The sequence below is a fragment of the Fibrobacter sp. UBA3718 genome, assembly GCF_002371935.1.
GTDB lineage: Bacteria > Fibrobacterota > Fibrobacteria > Fibrobacterales > Fibrobacteraceae > Fibrobacter.
This window is the reverse complement of the sequence record NZ_DFHR01000022.1, coordinates 138,664-156,308: the sequence shown is the minus strand read 5'-3', so window position 1 is coordinate 156,308 and position 17,645 is coordinate 138,664. Positions and strand designations below refer to the sequence as shown.

The following is a 17,645-nucleotide window of genomic DNA, read 5'->3' as shown; positions in this document are numbered from 1 at the left end:
TTTCTCGTGTGGCGCCTGGCCTTAGCAATGGGTGTTTTTGACTATATTTTGTCGAAAACAAGCAAATCTATGAGGATTTAATGAACAGGAAAGCTCTTTTCTTAAGCGCTCTTTTGGGACTGGCTCTCGCGGGATGCAACAATGTTGGCGGAAGCGAGGAGGTCATTGCACGGATCGGTGACGAGACTGTTTATGCAGAAGATCTGGACCTTGCTGTGAAGCTTGACCCAGAGGGGCGTCCGCAGGTAGACCGGATCGCATCCGAACTTTTTGCGAAGTCCGCTTTTGTCTCCAAGGCGGTCGCCGAGCATCCTGAACTTGAATCGCAGTGGAAGGCGTATTCGAAGAGCCTAGAAACACGTCTACTTACGGTCGTCTACCAGCGTTTCTTTGCGACTGAATGTCTACTGTTCCCCGAATCCGAACTCCGTTCCTATTTCGAACTGCACAAGGCCGATTTCGCGGATTCTACGGGCAGTGTCGAGTTCCTGGATGTCCGTGGGAAGGTGGCCGAGGCCTTGCTGCTTTCCCGTTCCGCCGGGGCTCTTGCTGCGGCCAACAACGACACACTCCTCTTCCTTGGCGAATTCAAACGCCGCATGATAGATTCGACATCCCAGGCTATCAGGGAAAAGTTTCCGGTGACCGTCGAAAAGATTGTCCCTCCCAATCCGGAAGGTTATTATGAAGCCCATAAGGAAGAATTCAAGACGGCGCATGCGTTCGAAGTCTATCACGTGCAGATGGAAGATTCCGCCGCTCTTGCTAAGTTGTTCAAAAAGCCCGTAACCAGTCTGGAAAAGTTTAAGGAAATCGCGACAAAGCATAGCGAGAACAAGGAGACTGCCGCGAACGGTGGCTATGTGGGAGTCGTGAAGGATGGCTTCTCGTTCCCGTATGGGATAGGCATGGTAAACGGTCTTGCCGCAGCGTTCGCGGGAAAGCCCGAAGGCTCGATTTCTCCGGTACTTGCGACGACAAGGACTCCTGGTCGACATGTCTTTTACCTTGTTCGTGAAATTCCTCCCGAAGTCAAGCCGTTCGACCGTGTGAAGGGCGAGGTGATCAACCAGATGAAGTCGTTCGGCTATCTGGATTTGGATTCTGATTACGTGCTTGTTTCCAGGAACGGGGCTCCGGTGGTGAAGGAAAGGGATATCCTCCAGATTCTAGACGAGGAACCCGGGATTCCCAAGGTTAACCGTACGAGAAGCCGCCTCGTTTCTAGCTTGGCCGAATGTTTCTCCTTTGCGGAAGAGGCTCGCGCCCTTAAGCTCGACCAGTCCTGGGAATACAGGGCGTTTGTCCATCAGACGCGCGTGAACTACATTACGGCCCATTATTCCGAAATGCTTGAACATGAGTCTATCCTTCCGGAAGATTCGCTCAAGGCCTACTTTGAAAAGAACGGCAATCCCATTCATCCCCAGGCGAGCTTCGAGAAGTCCAAACAGGACATCAGCGATTACCTGCAGTTCCCGCAGAATGTCGTGAAGTATGAGTATTTCTCTAATTACGAAGCCAACAAGAACCGCTCGTGGGACGACTTGCGTAAGCAGGCGTTCAGCAACAATATCCGTCGGATCCGTAAGGACAAGATCGAACGCATGCGCGCGGAATCGTGGAATTCCGCGAAGGTCACCGTCATGAGAAAGACTCTCAATATCAAGTCCCCGACGACCGATGTCGCGAAAATGGAACAGGATGCGGATTCGCTCTCCAATGCCCACAATTATTCCGCAGCCATCGCTATGTGGAAGAAGGTGCGCGATTACAATCCGAATAACGATAGCCTGTTCGCGAAGGCGACTTTCCAGATTGCGCAGTTGGCGGCCGAAGCCGAGCAGTTTGCCCAGGCCGAGATGGAATACAAAGTGTTCCTGCACATGTGGCCCGAAAGTCCCGATGTCGAGAAGGCGCTTTTCAGCCGCGGGTTCATTTTGAACGAAAACCTGCATAGGGACACGCTTGCGCTCGAGGTTCTGGAAGATTTCCAGAAGCGTTTCCCCAACAGCGAACTGAAGGAATCCGTCGATTGGCTCGTCGACAACATCAAGTCGGGCGGAAAACTCGCCGAAGACCTGATGAAAAAGATCGAGGCAGAACCATAATTATCTATATTTCTCATACTTTCAAAAAAGGGTACCTACTATGGAAATGACATTTGCAATGATCAAGCCCAATGCCGTCAAGTCCGGCCTCATCGGGCGCATTATCGACCGTTACATCGCTGCAGGCCTCTCCGTCTGCGCCGTGAAGATGCACCAGATGACCTCTGCCGATGCTCGCGGTTTCTACGCCGAACACGTGGAAAAGCCGTTCTTCCCGGAACTCGAAGCCTACATGACCAAGGGCCCGTCCGTGATGCTCGCCCTCGGCGGCGAAAATGCCATTGCCAAGGTCCGCGCCATCAACGGTGCAACCAATCCGGCCAAGGCGGAACCCGGTACCCTCCGCTACGATTTTGCCCCTTCCATGACCGAAAACGTCGTGCACAGCTCCGACAGCCCCGAGTCTGCTAAGCGCGAACTGGACTTCTGGTTCAAGGAAGACGAACGCTACGCTTACGAAATGCCGAGCCTCAAGGCTTGCTGCGTCCTCTAAGTTTAAAACAAAAACCCCTCAAGGAGACACAACTCAATGCAATGGATCATCAAGTATCTTACCTCCTCCATCGGTAAGAAGCAGATCATGGGATGCACGGGTGCGGCACTCGCCCTGTTCATCTTCGGCCACATGTGTGGTAACTTCCAGCTTCTGAACTTTGACCAGGCTTCGGCCCAGGCGTCTTACAACGCCTACACCGAGTTCCTGACCGGGTTCAATCCGCTCCACTTCCCGATTAAGCTGATTTATCTCGTCGAACTCGGCCTGGTGGCTTGCTTCGCTCTCCATATCTTCCTCGCGGTTACGCTGAAGATCGAGAACAAGAAGGCACGCGGTGGAATCGACTACGAAGTCAACGCTCGCAAGGGCAAGAAGACTTTCGCGACCTTCACCATGATCTGGTCCGGCCTCTTCATCCTCGGCTTCCTCATCCAGCACCTCATGATGCTCAAGTTCGGCGAACACTACCTGTACCTGAACGACAAGGGCGAAATCGTCCGCGACATGTGGCTCACCACCATCGACATGTTTGCCAACCCCTTCTGGGCTGTGTTCTACGTGATCAGCATGTTCGTTATCGGCATGCACCTGTTCCACGCCATTTCGTCTGCCTTCCAGACCATGGGCATTGCTCACCAGAAGTGGACCCCGATTATCGATGTCTGCGGCATCATCTACAGTGTTGTCGTTGCTGCCGGTTTCGGTATCACCGCTATCGCCGCCTTCTACCTCGCTAACCAGCCCGAAACGGAAGCCCTGCGCACCAAGTCTCATGAACTCCAGCAGCAGTATGAACAGCAGAAGGCCAAGGAAGCCGCCAAGACTTCTTTCGTGATTCCTTCTGTCGGCACCGTCGAAGTTTCTTTTAACGCATAATTTTAAGGAGCCCACTAATGATTCTTGATTCTAAAATCCCCGGTGGTTCCATCGAAGAAAAGTGGACCAAGCACAAGTTCGAACTCAAGCTCGTGAACCCCGCCAACAAGCGTAAATTCACGGTAATCGTGGTTGGTACTGGCCTTGCCGGTGCATCCGCTGCCGCATCCCTTGCCGAACTTGGTTACAACGTAAAGTCTTTCTGCATCCAGGATAGCCCCCGTCGCGCACACTCCATTGCTGCCCAGGGTGGTATCAACGCTGCCAAGAACTACAAGAACGACGGCGACTCCGTTTACCGTCTGTTCTACGATACCGTGAAGGGCGGTGACTTCCGCGCTCGCGAAGCCAACGTGCACCGCTTGGCCGAAAACTCGAACCTCATCATCGACCAGTGCGTGGCCCAGGGTGTTCCGTTCGGTCGTGAATACGGTGGCCTTCTCGACAACCGCTCTTTCGGTGGTACGCAGGTTTCCCGTACGTTCTACGCCCGTGGTCAGACGGGTCAGCAGCTCTTGCTCGGTGCCTACCAGGCCCTCATGCGCCAGGTTGCCGCCGGTAAGGTGAAAATGTTCCCCCGCCGCGAAATGATGGACCTCGTCGTGATCGACGGCAAGGCTCGCGGTATCATCGTCCGTAACCTCATCACTGGCGAACTCGAAAGCCACGTGGGTGACGCTGTCTGCCTTTGCACCGGCGGTTACGGTAACGTCTACTACCTTTCTACAAACGCCCAGGGTTCTAACGTCACGGCTGCATTCCGTGCCTACAAGCGCGGCGCCCTGTTTGCTAACCCCTGCTACACGCAGATTCACCCGACTTGCATTCCTCGCCACGGCGACCTGCAGTCGAAGCTCACCTTGATGAGCGAATCTCTCCGTAACGATGGCCGTATCTGGGTTCCGCGCAAGGCGGGCGACACTCGCAGCCCGGACCAGATCCCGGAAGAAGAACGTTACTACTACCTCGAAGAAAAGTACCCGAGCTTCGGTAACCTGGTGCCCCGTGACGTGGCTTCCCGTAACGCCAAGCAGGTCTGCGACGCAGGTCTCGGCGTGGGTAACACCAAGCAGGCCGTGTACCTCGACTTCGCCGACGCTATCCAGCGTATGGGCGTTGCAGGCGTGTCTGCCAAGTACGGCAACCTCTTCCAGATGTACGAAAAGATTACCGACGAAGACCCGTACAAGGTCCCGATGCGTATCTTCCCGGCCATCCACTACACCATGGGCGGCCTCTGGGTGGACTACGATCTGATGTCCACGATTCCGGGCTGCTTCGTTCTCGGTGAAGCCAACTTCTCCGACCACGGTGCAAACCGCCTCGGCGCTTCTGCTCTTATGCAGGGCCTCTCCGATGGTTACTTCGTCATTCCGTTCACCATCGGCGGCTACTTCGCGGGCACCAAGCTCGAGAAGGTTTCCGAATCCGATGCCGCGTTCGAAGACTGCAAGAAGCAGACCGAAGAACGCATCCACAAGCTCCTCTCCATCAAGGGTCACCGCACTGTTAACGATATCCATCGTGAACTCGGTAACATCATGTGGGAATACGTTGGCATGGCCCGTAACGAAGCCGGCCTCAAGACGGCTCTCGAGAAGATTCCGGCCCTCCGTGCCGAATTCTGGGAAAACGTCAACGTGCTGGGTTCCGAAGGTTCCTTCAACCAGAACCTGGAACGTGCCGGCCGTGTGGCAGACTTCCTCGAATTCGCCGAAGTCCTCACTCTCGACGCCCTGCACCGCAAGGAATCTTGCGGCGGCCACTTCCGCGAAGAAAGCCAGACTCCGGAAGGCGAAGCCAAGCGCGACGACGAGAACTTCTGCTACGTGGGTGCCTGGGAATACAAGGGCGACGGTGTCGCACCGGAACTTTCCAAGGAACCTCTTACCTTTGATAACGTCCACCTCGCTACTAGGAGCTACAAATAATGAGCGGACTGAATTTGACTTTGAAGATTTGGCGTCAGAAGGATGCCAAGACCAAGGGACAGTTCGAAACTGTCAAGATCAACGATGTTTCTCCGGACATGTCCTTCCTGGAAATGCTCGACATCGTGAACGAAGAACAGATGAAGCAGGGCAAGGAAGGCTTCGCCTTCGACCACGACTGCCGCGAAGGTATCTGTGGCATGTGCTCTCTCGTCATCAACGGTATGCCGCACGGTCCTGACCATGCGACCACCACTTGCCAGCTTCACATGCGCAAGTTCAAGGATGGCGACACCATCGTGATCGAACCGTGGCGCGCCGCCGCATTCCCGGTTATCCGTGACTGCGCCGTTGACCGTACCGCATTCGACCGCATCATCCAGGCTGGCGGTTTCATTTCTGTGAACACCGGTGCCGCTCCTGAAGCTTCCACGATTCCGGTTCCCAAGGCTGATGCCGACCGCGCCTTCGACGCTGCCGCCTGTATCGGTTGCGGTGCCTGCGTGGCCGCCTGTAAGAACGCATCCGCTATGTTGTTCGTATCTGCCAAGGTTTCTCACCTCAGCTTCTTGCCGCAGGGCAAGGTCGAGGCGAAGAAGCGCGTGCTCGCCATGGTCGCTCAGATGGACAAGGAAGGCTTCGGCAACTGCACGAACCTTTACGAATGCCAGGCCGCCTGCCCGAAGGGTATCACCGTGGATTACATCGCCAAGATGAACCGCGAATACCTCGGCGCCACCGTGACCTACGCCGAAAAGGTGTACGGAAAGGATTAATAAGTTCACTGAGCTTGCCGAAGTGAACTGAATAGTTGGTTCGGCAGGCTCACCGACCTTTCCTGTGTCATCCTGGAGGGGCGAAGCCCCGATAGGATCCAAAGCATTAAAAGGGACCGCAGTGATGCGGCCCTTTTTGCGTATAAATAAAAGAATTATATGTTGTCCAAAATACGCAGCATTTCTGCTGGAGTGACAACTTTGGGGTGCTTTGGAAAGTGTTTCAGGTTTCCCGTGACAAGAAATGCGTCATCGGTTTTGTTCTTTTCCATTGTGACTTCAAAAAATACGACGTCTTTGGGGTCTGGAAAATTGCCAACAAGCGATTCTACGGTTGTCATGTTTTCGCCGATTGTCTTTAGGCGTGAAAGCAAAAATTCGACAGTCTCTTTTGGAAAATGAAATTTTTCACGGGAGAGCACTTCTTCGTATTCTTGTAAGATAGAATCATTGAAAACGGGAATAATCTCGTGGGCGTAGGTTTGTTGCACGACCTGCCCTGGAATGGAATCCCATTTTAGCAATGCGGAGACCAGCACGTTCGTGTCAATGACTGCGTAGCATTTCATTTGCCGGCTCGGACCTGTGCGATTTCGTCGTTGATTTCATCAAGAGACATATCTGCAACTCCTGCATCGGCGGCTGACTGCGAAGCCTGTTTCATGGCTTCGAGAACATCGGCGGGAGCGGCTGGACGGAGCTTCATACTGAAGGGTATGCCGTTTTCCAGAATGGTTCTGGCAAGGAACATGCGTACGGCTGTCGGCAAGTCGATGCCGAGCTTTTCGTATATGCTTCCTGCTGCAGAACGGGTCTTTTCGTCCACCCTGACTTGCAATAGCGTACTTGGCATGATGGCTCCTTTGCATTGCAGAAATCTACAAGTGCGTTTGAAGTTGATTGTAATACTCCTGTATTAATATACAATATTTTTGTTGGGAATCCAAATAAATCAAAGCCGATAGATTGTTATTTTAGGGGAAAACATGAAAAATTGCAAAAAAAAAGCGTATGTCAAAAGTTTTTTTTGAAAACAATTAAGTTATTTTTAAAGAGTAAAAAAGAGTTTAACCCTGTTCTCAAAGCGAAATCTCGACAATTTCCAATGACTGAGGACAAGGCGAACACTCACGCAGGTATGCCGTTTTGCGGTATATCTCGGTTTGTCATGCCAGCATTTCAACTGGTCGTGGGCAACAGCCCGTTTGGGGCGTGGGTCGTTTGCATTTATCAGTCAGAGGCAGTCGAGAGCCCCGCTTTGGTAAATGCAGCGAACCCGCACCCCTTTTTTGTATCCATACAAGATTGGTGTCGCGCTTTCTAGGCCGAACAAGGCGAAACTCTATAGGATTTTAGCCGGTGGAGGCTGTCATGGCTTGGAACAAAATTGGCAATTTTGCAGCACTATCCATTGCTTTCACTCTCGCTGCGTGTGGCGACGACAGCGGCAGTGGAACGGACAGGAATTCTGATTCGGGGCAGACTGGCGAACTTGTCGAACCTACAGATACCGATATCGTTGCAGCCTCGTTTGATGACTTGCCTGTGTGTTCCGGCAAGCGTGAGGGGACAACCGCTTACGTGAAAGACGAAAAGTCCGCCTATGTCTGCGAAAATGGTGACTGGACTCTGGATGATGGAGCGAATAAGGACCCTGATCGGGCTAATGATTCGGCAGGCTCATCAGCCGGGTCGTCTTCTAGTGTTTCTCAAAGTGACGCGAAGTTCTCGTCCAGCGAAGATGGTTTGCCCGAGGGCTTTGTCAGGGAGAATATCTCTGTGACGGGTGTTGCGCAGAAGGGTCCGTTCAAGTTCGGCTCGCCGCTGAACCTGTATGAACTGAAAAAGGATTTGAAACCTTCGGGAGTCGTTTACGAAGATGAAATCTCCAGCAACAAGGGGGATTTTGTAATTCCCAAGGTGAGCCTTGCTTACCCTTGTGCGAAACTTGAAGTCCGAGGTCTTTACAGGAACGAGGTGACCGGTGAATGGTCCAAGGATTCCATGACGCTCCGAGCCTTGACCGACTTTTCGGAGAAACGGACCGAAGTGAATATAAATCTGCTTACCCATTTGGAATATGACCGTGTACTTTACTTGGTGCAAGAAAAGGGGTACAGTGTTTATGCCGCGAAGAAACAGGCTGCCCAGGAGATCATGACGGCCTTCGAGTTTGCGACCGCCGTGACCTATTCCGAAGATTTCGCCATTTTCCAGAACGAGGGCGTGAGCGCGACCACCAGCGCGGGCAATGCAACTCTTCTTGCAATTTCGGCGCTGGTCATGGGTGACCGTAGCGATGTCGAGATTCAAAATGCCATAGACAAGTTCATTGCAGATATCAAGACCGACGGCGAATGGAACGACCTGCAGACCAAGGCCGACATGGCAGACTGGGCGCATGACCTTGATTACGGCACCGTTCGGGCCTCGGTAAAGAGTTGGAACATCTTGGATATTCCAGATTATGAAACCTACTTGGACATCTATTGGAACAACGTGTATGGGCTGGGCGGGTGCTCCGTCAACCGTAAGGATATCGTTGCTCCGAACAGCAACAAGTTGAGCAAAAACTTTAATAAATACTTTATCTGTAATGGTAATCAGTGGGTGGCTGCAACCACCTGTCAAAAAGATACCTACGAATGGACTACAGGAAAGACGGGTGAGTACAAGAAAGGCAATGTGACAGATACAGTATATGTTTACGATGGCTCCAAATGGGCCGTATCAGAAAGGGAAACGGCCATTGGCATTTGCGGAACAAGTAACGCGGAAGTTGTAAGCGAATTTGAAAATGTTTATTACATCTGTAGGAATAATGCCTGGATGGAGGCTACTGCTTTGGAATACGATACCTACGAAAAAGTTTGCAACACAGATGGTTCAATAGTTGATGGAAAGATTATTTCAACAAACAAATACGTTTGTGACGCAGGTGTATTTAGAAATGCTTCAGATGAAGAAATATCTCTTGAGAAGGGTTGCGTCAGTTATACAGAGGGTAATGAAATTAGGAAACAACTTTCGGTGGCGCAAGATTCTGTTTATCTGTGTAGCGACGGATTGTGGAATGGATCCATAGAAAATGTCGAAGGCGATTTGTTTGATTCAAGGGATGGCAAGGCTTACAGGACGGTAACTATCGGAAGCCAAACTTGGATGGCGGAAAACCTGAATTATTCCGACAGTGTGGCATACGTAGGGATGAAGGGAAATTCTTGGTGTTATTACAACGAAGCTGACAGTTGCACAAAATACGGGCGTTTATATACATGGGCTGCCGCTATGGATAGTGTGGGCAAGTGGAGTATGAATGGCAAGAATTGCGGATATGGCAAATTTTGTACACCGACATACCCTGTGCGTGGAATTTGCCCTGAAGGCTGGCACATTCCGACACGCGAAGAATGGGTTACTCTTTATACCATTATGGGATCCCCTTACGCCATGCAGGCTATGGGGTACTGGAGCGACCCGAAGGACACCTACGGCTTTGCTGCGCTCCCTGCTGGCTACTACAGCACTGGTAGCTTCTACAGTGTCGGCACTCGAGCCAACTTCTGGAGTGCCACTGAGAACTATAGCGGTAGCGCCAACTACTGGTACTTGAGCGCGGTCGATGCGTACCGCGACTACATCGGCTACAATAAGTGCTACGGCTACTCGGTTCGTTGCCTCAAGGATTCTCCGTGATGAACTTCCTAGGCAAGCGTGCTTGCCAAGGAAGTCCACCACCGCGGGCCAGCGCAAGCAAGCCCGCCCCGCTCAAAAAAACAATTCACAATTAAATACAAAGGAGTTTTATATGCCGGTAAATAAATACTACACGGGTGATATGAATCCGCAATATCCCGTCCAAGAACAGTTTGCCAATGCTGTTTTTCAGCAGGCTGGCGTGCCGTGGACATCTAAGTGCGAGGATAATCTTTCTCCTAAGGGAGTGAATGCTGGTTGTGTTCCCAAAAATGAAGTTTACTATTCTGTTGACAATGGGTGCTGTAGAGTCAACCTTGTTCTTTCAACAAGTCTGCCGATTGACCATGTGTCCATAGAATTCCTTAAAATAGACCCGTCGAAAAAGGATTATCAGAAAAACAATTTAACAGACATGGAAATAAAGGTGGTTCGAAAGGTTTTTCCTAACGCAAAAATTAAAACCTTCACAAATGAAGGGTATCCACCGTCTGTTCGCGGTCTAGAGTTGTGGCCTTTAGGACCCGATGAAAAACAAGAAAATGAAATAACTGCTCCGGCGACACAATCAAAATTGGCAGATGCGTTGAAAAAAGCGGTTGATTTGACGGAATATCTTCTGAGAGCCGAGATGTGAATATGAGTGACGTCGCTGAATTCGCAAAAGCATTAAAGCTTGTAAATCACGAACATTTTCCGATTCTCTATGGTTTGAAAGAAAAACTTGATAACCTTGCTAAAGGCACTTTTTCGGAAATAGGAACATTTGCTCTTGAAAAGAAGGACAAACGTCGGCTATATTTAGCATACTATTTTACATATCCAAAGGACAAAACTGAAAACTTTAAATGTACAATAGAATATAAGTTTGTAATTAGTGTCAATAGGGAAGAGCCAAAGGGAATTCTCTTTTTCTTGGGATTTCGTCGAAAAGACAATAAGGAAATAGATGATGTAGATAAACAAAACTGCGCGGATATTCTTACCCAAATTAATAGTAAACTACATACGAATTACGGATTTAGTAATGGAGGTCACACGCTTTATTTGAATCCATTATTTGAAGAAAACTTGAATTTTTTTATTAAAGAGGCCTTCAATAATAGCATCTTAAACTTGGGAATAATGGGGCATTTTGCAGATGAAAGCAATGGAGAGTACATCACGTTGAGACAGGCTGAAGTAAATATCAAAACATTTAAATAGATGAATATTCATTTCTAATCAGAGTAACACTGGTAAAGCAATTTGCCGCATTTGCGTTAGGGATAGTGACCCCTGTGAGCCAAAAGCGACTCGTATTGACGAGTCGTGATGGCGACCTTTGGACACTTGGCAACTTGTTGCTTAGTGTACATGGCCACCTTTAGGTGGGAGTGAGCGCTAATTAGATTTTTTTTTGCGTCTAGCGCGAACGGTTGTCATAGGGTCGAGGCGAAGAAGCGCGTGCTCGCCATGGTCGCTCAGATGGACAAGGAAGGCTTCGGCAACTGCACGAACCTGTACGAATGCCAGGCCGCCTGCCCGAAGGGTATCACCGTGGATTACATCGCCAAGATGAACCGCGAATACCTCGGTGCTACCGTGACCTATGCCGAAAAGGTGTACGGGAAGGACTAAGAGGTGTGAGGTATGAGGTCGGTCGCTTCGCTCCCTTTGAGGTGTGGGGCTTCAGGCCTTTGAGCATGTCATCCTAGAGGGGCGTAGCCCCGATAGGATTCAAAGCATTAAAAGGGACCGCAGTGATGCGGCCCTTTTTGCGTAGTATAACGATTCTGCTTATTGTAGCATTGCAGAAAATTCTTGCAGATTTTTCAAGATTAATTTCGGAAAGTCAATTTCTTTAAGGATGTCGAAATGAGCGTCATTCGAAACGACGTATGTAGCGTTTCCTGCGATGGCGCAATCTAGTAAGCCCCTCTTTTGGAAAGAGAGGCTAGAAGGCAATTGGTGTCGAGAACAATTCTCATACTGCTTTATAGGGAGTTCGCAAGTGTTCGCATAAGACAGCTTCGTTCTTTTTATTGTCCCATTTGCCGGAATCCCAAAGATCGTCCATGTCTTTTTCAACCCTCTTGGCAAAGACATCCATCAGGGCAACACGAATTTCTTCCAAAGACTCAGAATCCTTGGCGAAAGAGAACATCTTTAGAAGATGTAGCTGTGTCGGGTTCAGAACTTCCATATAAACCTCCCTCATAATATACATTATTCAAAATTGATATGCCAACCCAATTCGCCTTGAAACTCCTGTTTTGGTGAAAAAAATTAAAAAGCGAATCATACAGGCGTTAAATAAAAGGGCTGCTTGATTATCCGTATTCATTGGAATGCGGCCCTTTTTCTATATTTCTCTTGTAAATCAAAAAGAGGACTTCAAGATGAAAAAGCTTTTAGCGATGTTTGCGGCGGTTGCGTGTGCCGCGGTTCTTTCTGCCTGCAACGACCAGAAGGCGGAATCCAAGACTCAGGCCGATGAATCTCTGAACAAGGTGAAGGCGGCGGGCGAGTTCGTGCTCGGTCTCGACGATTCCTTCCCGCCGATGGGTTTCCGCGACAAGGACAACAACATCGTGGGCTTCGATATCGACCTCGCCACCGAAGTTTGTGCGCGCTTGGGCGTGAAGCTCAAGACGCAGCCGATTTCGTGGGATGCGAAGGAACAGGAACTGAACACCGGCAAGATTGACTGCATCTGGAACGGCATGAGCGTGGACAGCGCCCGCGCGAAGGCCATGAACCTGAGCGACCCGTATCTCAAGAACCGCATGATTTTCACGGTGAAGGACAAGGCGCTTGCAAGTCTCGCTGCCCTCGCCGGCAAGAAGATTGCCGTGCAGAACGGCTCTACCGCCCAGAAGCTGCTGGATGCTTCCGAAGCGGGCAAGGCCGCCAAGGAAATCGTCCCGTTTGACGACAACCAGACGGCGCTCATGGATTTGGACAAGGGTGGGGTTGACGCCGTGTTCCTGGACGAAATCGTGGCCAAGTACTGGATTGTGACGAACGCGAAGGACTACACGGTGCTCGAGGAAGGTCTCTCCGACGAAGTCTACGCCGTGGGTTTCCGCAAGAAGGACCAGGCCCTGCGTGATGCCGTGAATTCCACCTTGGCTGCCATGAAGGCCGACGGCAAGTTCGACGAAATCTCTGCCAAGTGGTTCGGCAAATAACGGCCGGCGCGCGGTTCCATGTCTGACCTGAGCAATTTACTCCCGATTCTCTGGGGCGGCTTCTGCACAACGCTCGCCATTTTCGGGCTTACGCTCCTGTTCTCGATTCCGTTGGGCCTGCTCATTGCGGTCCTTAAGATGAGCAAGTGGCGCGTGGTGCGTTACCCGGTGTCGTTCTACATCTCGGTGATGCGCGGCACCCCTTTGCTGCTCCAGATTGTGGCGATTTACTTCGGCTCCTACTACCTGAGCGAATATGCGGGCGTGGATTTTTCGTTTGACCGCTTCCCGGCGGTAATCGTGGCGTTTTCGATAAACTATGCGGCCTACTTTGCCGAGATTTTCCGCGGCGGCATCCAGTCGATACCCAAGGGGCAGTACGAGGCGGCCTACATGCTGGGCATGACCCGCACGCAGACGTTCTTCCGTATTATCCTCCCGCAGGTGGTCAAGCGCGTGGTGCCAGCAAGCGCTAACGAAGTCATTACCCTGGTGAAGGATACTTCGCTTGCGCAGGTGATTGCGGTGACGGAACTTTTTGCGCTGGCCAAGAAACAGCAGGCCGCCTATGCGAGTATTTATCCGCTGTTCGTGGCGGGCGTGTTCTACTATGTGGCGAACCTTTTACTGAGCGTGCTTTTCGCCTACGTGGAACGCAAGCTCAATTACTATAAGTGAGGCGTGGAATGGAAAACATGAATGAATCTGCGCCGATCCTCAAGGTAGAACACGTCAAGAAGTCCTTTGGCGACTTGCATGTGCTCAAGGATATCTCTTTTGACCTGAAGGCGGGCGAGGTGCTCTCGATTATCGGACCCAGCGGTTCCGGCAAGAGTACGCTGTTGCGCTGCCTTACCCAGCTCGAAACGGTTGACGGCGGTTTTGTGCAGGTCGATGGCAAGGACATGGTGGTGCCGAGTGATTCGGCGAAGGGACCTTTAGGCTCTGGCCCGGCGGTCAAGTACGCGCCGGCGAAAACGCTCCGCGAAATCCGTCTTTCTACGGGACTCGTGTTCCAGAACTTCAACTTGTTCCCGCACCTGACGGTGCTGCAGAACCTTTGTCTTGCTCCGGTACGAGTGCTTGGGGACGAGCGCAAGGACGCCCGCGCCATGGGCCGATTCTTGCTCAAGCGTATGGGCCTCGAAGGCAAGGAGAAGGCTTACCCCTGCGAACTTAGCGGCGGTCAGCAGCAGCGGGTGTCCATTGCCCGTGCCCTCGCGATGAACCCGAAGATTCTTTTCTTTGACGAACCCACCTCTGCGCTGGACCCGGAACTCACCGGCGAAGTGCTCAAGATTATCAAGAAACTGGCCGAAGACAAGATGACCATGGTCATTGTGACTCACGAAATGGCCTTTGCCCGCGACGTGGCCGACAAGGTCATCTTCATGGATGGTGGCGTCATCGTGGAGCAGGGGACCCCCGACCACGTGTTCCGCAAATCGGGCAACGAGCGCCTGGCACAGTTCTTGTCCAGGTTTTCAAAGGCTTGATGTGATAAGCGTTACCGCAGCGGGAATTCCTTGTAGTCCTTGACTCCGAATTCCTGACGCAGGTAGTCCCAGCGCACCAGACGGTTTTTCCAGTAGTACTTGCGGTACAGGCGGCGTGCCACGCGGCTTGTTAGTTCGTACGGAATTGTGTGGTGGTCGTCCGCGACACTTTCCATCGAGATGCGGAAATCGAGTTCACCGTTCACGACGTCGACCGTTTCTCCGACCTGGACATCGGGAATGTGGCTCACGTCGACCATCGTCGCGTCCATGCATACGCGGCCGAGAATCGGGCAAAGCTGTCCGCGGATAAAGACGAATCCCTTGTTGTATTCGCCACGCAGGTAGCCGTCACCGTAGCCGATGGCGATGGTTGCGATGCGCGTGGGCTGTTGCGCCATCCAGTAGCCACCGTAGCTCACCGTCTCGCCGGGCTTTACGTCGTGGATGTGGCGGATGGTGGACTTGATTTTCATGACGGGCTTGATGGGCCACGGCGAGGGGGCCGCCCCCATGCAGTTGTAGCCGTAGAGCGCAAGGCCCGGACGCACCATGTCGAAGTGGCTTTCGGGGCGTGTGAGCGTACCCGCAGAACTTGAACAGTGACAGATTTCCGGACGGAGGCCTTCCGCTTCAAGCACGTCCACGAGCCGCGTGAAGCGCTGGATCTGGATATCGGTTTTCGGGTTCCCCGGCATGTCGGCTGTGGCGAGGTGCGTGAACATGCCTTCGAACTTGAGACTCTTGAGGCTGAGCGCCGCGCGGATGTTGTTGAAGTCCTCGGCATCGAAACCGTAGCGGTTCATGCCGGTATCAATCGCCAAATGCGCCTTGCAGGTCGTGCCCGTTTCCTTGAGGAACTGGTCGAACGCCATGGCCGTGCGGATGTCCGTAATGGCGGCAGTGAGCTGGAATTCGACGAAGTAGGCGAAGTCTGCGGGCGTGCAGGGGCCGAGAACCAGGATGGGCAAGTCCATGCCGTATTGGCGAAGCAGCATCCCTTCGCTGATGTGGGCGACTCCGAGGTAGTCGGCTCCACCGAACTTGGCGGCAAACGAGCAGGCGAGACTCCCGTGTCCGTAGGAATCGGCCTTCACTGGCAGGAGAATCTTCGTGTTCGCGGGTATCTGGCTGCGGATAAATTGAATGTTATTGCAGAGGGCGTCCAGGTTGATTTCAATCCAGTTCGGGCGTGCGATCTTGTTTAAGTCGGGGGGAGTCTGTAGAAGTTTCATGATGGCGAAAATATAATATGTTTAGAGCGCCCTTAGCGGTATTGTGTACTCCAGCGTCGCTTGAAGCGGGGCTCGTCCAGCACCTTCGCCCAGATGAATCCCTTGCGCACGTCGGCGATATTTTTCGTCGAGACGAGGGCTGCATGGCGGCGAACCGGAGTTTCGTCGTCATCGGCTGATACAGCCGCGATGGCGGCCGCATTTTCGCGGGCGGCCTTGGCGCGGGCTTCGAGTTCGTTGAGTTCGCGTTGGCGTTCGAGTTCGGCTTTATGAACATCTTCATCCGCATCTTGCCGCACCTGTTCCGTGGCCTCGTTCTTTTTGCTACTGGAGGGCTGGCTGTCAGTACGGTTCAGCAGGTTTTCGAGTTCGTCGAGGTCGTGCACCAGCACGTCGCATTCGCCTTCGCCCATGTCTCGGCCCACGATCCGGTGGGCCTGCAAGTCCATGAGCATTTCGGCTGCGGTATTCTCGTCGACATCGAAGGTGTCCATCAGGAATTCAAGGTCGATGACGTCTTCTCCGATGACCTCTTCGGCGATATCCCGGAGCGTAAGCGGTTCGCTCGGATCACGATGCTGTTCCTCCACAGGGGGAGTCGGCGGTTCGATATTTCCTTGCTCTGCCTCGCGCTGCGCATTTTCGAACTGGCGGATCAAGTCCTGCAACGAGCGGGGCGGGGCTGCTTGCTGCGCCTCGTCCTGGGAATCTTCCGCATGTTCGTTATCGTAATCGCCGGGCACGGAGGGAGGCAGATGTTTCTGTTCCCTTGATTTCTTGACCTTGTTCTCGAAGATCGCGATGACGACTGCGATGGCTAGGAATATTAGGGTTTCCATATTGCCCTACAAACGTTTACTTGGCCTCGGGAGCGTTGCCGATTTCCTTCCTCATCTGGGTGTCGGCTTCGATATTCTTGAGGTTGTAGTAGTCCATCACGCCGAGCTTGCCGTCGCGGAGAGCAGATGCCATGGCCATCGGGATCTGGGCTTCGGCTTCCACGAGCTTCGCCTTCATTTCCATGACCTTCGCCTTCATTTCCTGTTCGGCGGCGTAAGCCATGGCACGGCGTTCTTCGGCCTTGGCCTGCGCAATCTTCTTGTCGGCTTCGGCACGGTCGGTTTCGAGGATGGCGCCGATGTTCTGGCCCACGTCCACGTCTGCGATGTCGATGGAGAGAATTTCGAATGCGGTACCGGCGTCGAGGCCCGATGCGAGCACCTTCTTGGAAATCATGTTCGGGTTCTCGAGCACGTCCTTGTGAGTTTGTGCGGAACCGATGGACGAGACGATGCCTTCACCCACACGGGCGATTACGGTATCTTCGCCTGCGCCACCGACGAGTTTCTGGATGCTGGCACGCACGGTAATACGCGTAATGGCATGCAGCTGGATACCGTCGAGGGCCACTGCCGAAACCTTCGGGGTCGTGATGACCTTCGGGTTCACGGACATCTGCACGGCTTCGAGCACGTTACGGCCGGCGAGGTCGATAGCTGCGGCTTCCGTAAAGTTGAGCTTGATGTTCGCCTTGTTTGCTGCAATCAGGGCCTGAATCACGCGGAGCACGTTACCGCGGCTGAGGTAGTGGGCTTCGAGCAGGTTCGTGTCTACGGGAAGGCCCGCCTTGCAGCTGAGGATTCGTGCTTCCACGATGACTTGGGGCGGCACCTTACGCAGGCGCATACCGATGAGCTGGAAAATGCTCACGTTTGCCCTGGAGAACAAGGCCTGGAGCCAGAGGCTGAAGAACTTGCCGATAAAGGCGAGAAGGATGATGACGGCGATGGCCGCAATGATGATTCCAACGATAAGGAGTGTATCCATTGTTTGTCTCCGGTGTTATTTTTTCAAA

The 17,645-nt window shown here is 52.4% G+C and carries 17 protein-coding genes and 1 pseudogene; 12 read left to right on the top strand and 6 right to left on the bottom strand.

Annotation, left to right across the window (positions count from 1 at the left end; genetic code table 11):
• Positions 1 to 80 precede the first annotated feature (80 nt).
• Genes B4A77_RS08910 through B4A77_RS08890 form a run of 5 tightly spaced genes read left to right on the top strand, consistent with a single transcriptional unit; the run spans position 81 to position 6,190 of the window.
• The gene (locus tag B4A77_RS08910; RefSeq protein WP_290740036.1) at positions 81 to 2,111 is read left to right on the top strand and encodes a peptidyl-prolyl cis-trans isomerase; all 2,031 of its coding nucleotides are present in this window, start codon (positions 81 to 83) and stop codon (positions 2,109 to 2,111) included.
• 40 nt (positions 2,112 to 2,151) lie between these two features.
• Positions 2,152 to 2,604 (top strand): nucleoside-diphosphate kinase, encoded by a 453-nt coding sequence (gene ndk, locus B4A77_RS08905; protein WP_072797367.1) that lies wholly within the window; start codon positions 2,152 to 2,154, stop codon positions 2,602 to 2,604.
• 36 nt (positions 2,605 to 2,640) lie between these two features.
• Complete coding sequence (locus tag B4A77_RS08900) at positions 2,641 to 3,483, top strand: succinate dehydrogenase cytochrome b subunit (protein WP_290723916.1); 843 nt, start codon at positions 2,641 to 2,643, stop codon at positions 3,481 to 3,483.
• A gap of 17 nt (positions 3,484 to 3,500) precedes the next feature.
• A complete protein-coding gene (locus B4A77_RS08895) occupies positions 3,501 to 5,414 on the top strand; it encodes a fumarate reductase/succinate dehydrogenase flavoprotein subunit (protein ID WP_073054921.1) in 1,914 nt (637 codons plus the stop codon).
• Positions 5,414 to 6,190, top strand: a complete 777-nt coding sequence (locus B4A77_RS08890) for a succinate dehydrogenase/fumarate reductase iron-sulfur subunit (protein ID WP_073054923.1) — start codon at positions 5,414 to 5,416, stop codon at positions 6,188 to 6,190. The genes B4A77_RS08895 and B4A77_RS08890 overlap by 1 nt, the downstream gene beginning before the upstream one ends.
• 155 nt (positions 6,191 to 6,345) lie before the next feature.
• Here the strand turns inward: B4A77_RS08890 and B4A77_RS08885 are convergent, their stop codons facing one another.
• The gene (locus tag B4A77_RS08885; protein WP_173382988.1) at positions 6,346 to 6,759 is read right to left on the bottom strand and encodes a putative toxin-antitoxin system toxin component, PIN family; all 414 of its coding nucleotides are present in this window, start codon (positions 6,757 to 6,759) and stop codon (positions 6,346 to 6,348) included.
• Positions 6,756 to 7,043, bottom strand: coding sequence for a type II toxin-antitoxin system RelB/DinJ family antitoxin (locus B4A77_RS08880; protein WP_290740029.1), 288 nt, complete (start codon positions 7,041 to 7,043; stop codon positions 6,756 to 6,758). The genes B4A77_RS08885 and B4A77_RS08880 overlap by 4 nt, the downstream gene beginning before the upstream one ends.
• 518 nt (positions 7,044 to 7,561) lie before the next feature.
• On the opposite strand from B4A77_RS08880, the gene B4A77_RS08875 reads away from it, so the two are divergent.
• The 4 genes and pseudogenes from B4A77_RS08875 to B4A77_RS08860 form a co-directional block, all read left to right on the top strand.
• Positions 7,562 to 9,886 (top strand): fibrobacter succinogenes major paralogous domain-containing protein, encoded by a 2,325-nt coding sequence (locus B4A77_RS08875; RefSeq protein WP_290733766.1) that lies wholly within the window; start codon positions 7,562 to 7,564, stop codon positions 9,884 to 9,886.
• A 112-nt stretch (positions 9,887 to 9,998) separates the two neighbouring features.
• A complete protein-coding gene (locus B4A77_RS08870) occupies positions 9,999 to 10,523 on the top strand; it encodes a hypothetical protein (protein ID WP_290733768.1) in 525 nt (174 codons plus the stop codon).
• A gap of 2 nt (positions 10,524 to 10,525) precedes the next feature.
• Positions 10,526 to 11,092 carry a hypothetical protein gene (locus B4A77_RS08865; RefSeq protein WP_290733770.1) on the top strand — a complete coding sequence of 189 codons (567 nt, stop codon included), beginning with the start codon at positions 10,526 to 10,528 and terminating at the stop codon, positions 11,090 to 11,092.
• Positions 11,093 to 11,311: 219 nt separating this feature from the next.
• Positions 11,312 to 11,506, top strand: a pseudogene (locus tag B4A77_RS08860) (succinate dehydrogenase/fumarate reductase iron-sulfur subunit); the annotation flags it as partial.
• Positions 11,507 to 11,852: 346 nt separating this feature from the next.
• Here the strand turns inward: B4A77_RS08860 and B4A77_RS08855 are convergent.
• Positions 11,853 to 12,071, bottom strand: coding sequence for a hypothetical protein (locus B4A77_RS08855; RefSeq protein WP_072811069.1), 219 nt, complete (start codon positions 12,069 to 12,071; stop codon positions 11,853 to 11,855).
• A gap of 196 nt (positions 12,072 to 12,267) precedes the next feature.
• On the opposite strand from B4A77_RS08855, the gene B4A77_RS08850 reads away from it, so the two are divergent.
• Genes B4A77_RS08850 through B4A77_RS08840 form a run of 3 tightly spaced genes read left to right on the top strand, consistent with a single transcriptional unit; the run spans position 12,268 to position 14,555 of the window.
• Complete coding sequence (locus B4A77_RS08850; protein WP_290740023.1) at positions 12,268 to 13,059, top strand: amino acid ABC transporter substrate-binding protein; 792 nt, start codon at positions 12,268 to 12,270, stop codon at positions 13,057 to 13,059.
• 18 nt (positions 13,060 to 13,077) lie between these two features.
• Positions 13,078 to 13,737 (top strand): amino acid ABC transporter permease, encoded by a 660-nt coding sequence (locus tag B4A77_RS08845; RefSeq protein ID WP_073114339.1) that lies wholly within the window; start codon positions 13,078 to 13,080, stop codon positions 13,735 to 13,737.
• A gap of 17 nt (positions 13,738 to 13,754) precedes the next feature.
• Positions 13,755 to 14,555, top strand: a complete 801-nt coding sequence (locus B4A77_RS08840; protein WP_290740020.1) for an amino acid ABC transporter ATP-binding protein — start codon at positions 13,755 to 13,757, stop codon at positions 14,553 to 14,555.
• Between the two features lie 11 nt (positions 14,556 to 14,566).
• Here the strand turns inward: B4A77_RS08840 and alr are convergent, their stop codons facing one another.
• Genes alr through floA form a run of 3 tightly spaced genes read right to left on the bottom strand, consistent with a single transcriptional unit; the run spans position 14,567 to position 17,617 of the window.
• Positions 14,567 to 15,790 carry an alanine racemase gene (gene alr, locus B4A77_RS08835; protein ID WP_173365344.1) on the bottom strand — a complete coding sequence of 408 codons (1,224 nt, stop codon included), beginning with the start codon at positions 15,788 to 15,790 and terminating at the stop codon, positions 14,567 to 14,569.
• Between the two features lie 32 nt (positions 15,791 to 15,822).
• A complete protein-coding gene (locus B4A77_RS08830; protein WP_290733779.1) occupies positions 15,823 to 16,629 on the bottom strand; it encodes a hypothetical protein in 807 nt (268 codons plus the stop codon).
• Positions 16,630 to 16,645: 16 nt separating this feature from the next.
• Complete coding sequence (gene floA, locus B4A77_RS08825) at positions 16,646 to 17,617, bottom strand: flotillin-like protein FloA (protein WP_173382619.1); 972 nt, start codon at positions 17,615 to 17,617, stop codon at positions 16,646 to 16,648.
• Positions 17,618 to 17,645: the final 28 nt, after the last annotated feature.